Here is a 2,393-nt window from a genome sequence, read left to right as displayed (position 1 = left end):
GCCGTTGCCTGATTGCCGTAAAGCTTGGTCAGATAGTCAAGCTGGCCGGCTACGGGCGAATACATGACTGGTGATGCTCTGTATGAGGTGGCGCGGCCGTTTGGCGTCTATACAGTGGCGAATGGACGTGCTATAATGGCGGGGAGTGGTTCAGAATGAAACAAAAACCCACAGACTACCGCAACCGTATTAAGGCGCTGGAATACGTTGACGCCGCCGACTTGGGGCAATTAGGGCCGGTTGTCTACGCCATTCACAATACGACCAATGGCAAGGTTTACGTTGGTAGCACGGCGCGGGCAGGGGAGAGGTGGCGCACCCACCGCAAGCAACTCCGAGCGGCGCGACATCCCAACCGACATCTTCAGGCAGCGTGGAATGAATACGGCGAGGCCGCTTTTGAGTTTGGCATCATTGAGCGTGTCCCCGATGCTGAGCAGCTAATACAACGGGAACAATATTGGATGGACTGTCTAAGAGCATGTGACCCGGCCAGCGGCTATAACCTTCGACCTCGCGCCGAGAGTAGCCGGGGAAAGCAATTTACACCTGAGCAGCGGACGCGACTTAGCGCGGCGCGGCTAGGGAACAAACACGCGCTCGGCACAAAACAATCTCAGGCAACAATCGACAAGAGGCGCGAAAAACTGATTGGCAGAACGTGGACGGTGTCAGCAGAGCGAAAGGAATCGCCGGAGTATAAGGCATGGCGCAAACGCCATCGGCAAATGATGACGGGACGAAAGCACGACTGGCACACTTCGATACCTGAAGAAACACGGGCCAAGATTTCGGCCAGCGTCAAAAAAGCGCGGGCGGCAACGCTAAAGGTATACGAGGGTTTTGTAGACCCACAGGGTAGGCTCGTTGGGCCGATACAGGGACTGGAGGATTTCTGCGTAGCGCATGGCCTTACCCGCAGTTTGATGGATAAGGTTTATACCGGAAAGCGACGCAGCCATAAAGGATGGACGGTGCAACGTGGCTAAGGCTAAGTCAACTTGGCGTAACCGTATAGTAGGCTATTCCGAAGAGGAACCCGACCAACTTCTAGCCAATCCGTCTAACTGGCGGATTCACCCAATCAATCAACAAAACGCACTCTCCGGCGTGCTAAAAGAAATCGGGCTGGTACAGAACGTCGTCGCCAACCGAACAACCGGCCACTTAGTTGACGGGCATCTCCGCGTCATGCTCGCCATGCGCGAGAATCAGCCAGTAGTACCGGTGACGTGGGTCGAGCTATCCGAAGAAGAAGAGCGGTTAATTCTGGCATCCTTAGACCCGCTCGCGGCAATGGCGACGGCCGACGCGGGGGCGCTGGACGCGCTGCTATCTAGCGTGCAGAGCGGGGAAGCGGCGGTGCAGGCGATGCTTGCGGAGTTGGCCGAGGGGGCGGGTCTGTACGCGCCGAAGGACGATAGCGACGCCGAGCCGCAGATAGACCGGGCCGAGGAGTTGCGGCAGGAGTGGGGCGTCGAGTTGGGCCAGCTATGGCGGCTGCCGTCACGGACGGCGGAACATGAGCATCGGCTAATTTGCGGGGATTGCACCGAGGCGGCCGTGGTGGAGAGGGTGATGGGAGATGACCTGGTCGAACTGGTTGTCACTGACCCGCCCTACGGCGTTAGTTACGCGGATAAGAATCGGTTCCTCAATGCGATTAGCCCGGCTAATCGCATTGAGGAACCGATTCTTAATGACCATCAAAGCAAGGAGCAGACTCAGGCGCTATGGCGGTCGGCGTTTGAGCGCATGTCGGCTGTCATGTGTCCGGGCGCGGTTGTCTATTGTTTTATGCCGCAGGGCGGCGACCAGATGATGATGATGATGATGATGATGATGATGGGCGCGGGAATCGAGCCGCGCCACGAACTCGTCTGGCTGAAAAACAATCACGTCCTCGGCCGTGTGGACTACGCCTATAGGCACGAGCCTATCCTGTATGCATGGAAGGACGGCGGGCACAAGTTCTATGGCGACTTCCAGACCTCGGTTTTGGAGTTCCCCAAACCGCAACTATCGGACATGCATCCGACGACAAAGCCACTGGCCCTGGTAGAGCGGCTGATTAGTAATTCGAGCCGGCCGAGGGGCGCGGTTTATGACTGCTTCCTCGGCTCCGGCACAACCATCATTGCCTGCGAAAACCTCTCCCGCCAATGCCGGGCCGTCGAGCTTTCGCCCGGCTATACGGCCGTCGCGCTGGAGCGGTATTTTCAGGCGTTCGGGATAGAGGCGGAGTTGGTAGGGTAGCATGGCCGGCCCCAAAGCTGACAAGCTCACGAAAGAGCGCCGCGTGGAGGCCGTCTATCGCCTCATTCTCGACGGGTGGAACAGCGACCAGATACGGCAGAATACGTCAGAATGGAGAATCACCGACCGCCAGATGG

At 57.9% G+C, this 2,393-nt stretch carries 2 protein-coding genes; both read left to right on the top strand.

Going from position 1 to position 2,393, the window contains the following annotated elements:
- Positions 1 to 155: 155 nt before the first annotated feature.
- Positions 156 to 989 carry a GIY-YIG nuclease family protein gene (locus ACE3UY_RS16535; protein WP_374688594.1) on the top strand — a complete coding sequence of 278 codons (834 nt, stop codon included), beginning with the start codon at positions 156 to 158 and terminating at the stop codon, positions 987 to 989.
- A gap of 121 nt (positions 990 to 1,110) precedes the next feature.
- Entirely contained in the window at positions 1,111 to 2,256 is a 1,146-nt protein-coding gene (locus ACE3UY_RS16530; protein WP_374688593.1) for a DNA modification methylase, read from the top strand.
- Positions 2,257 to 2,393 lie beyond the last annotated feature (137 nt).

The organism is Promineifilum sp. (SeqCode), from assembly GCF_041918635.1.
Classification (GTDB): Bacteria; Chloroflexota; Anaerolineae; order Promineifilales; family Promineifilaceae; genus Promineifilum.
Note: the sequence above shows the minus strand (reverse complement) of the source record. Positions and strands in the feature narration are given on the sequence as shown.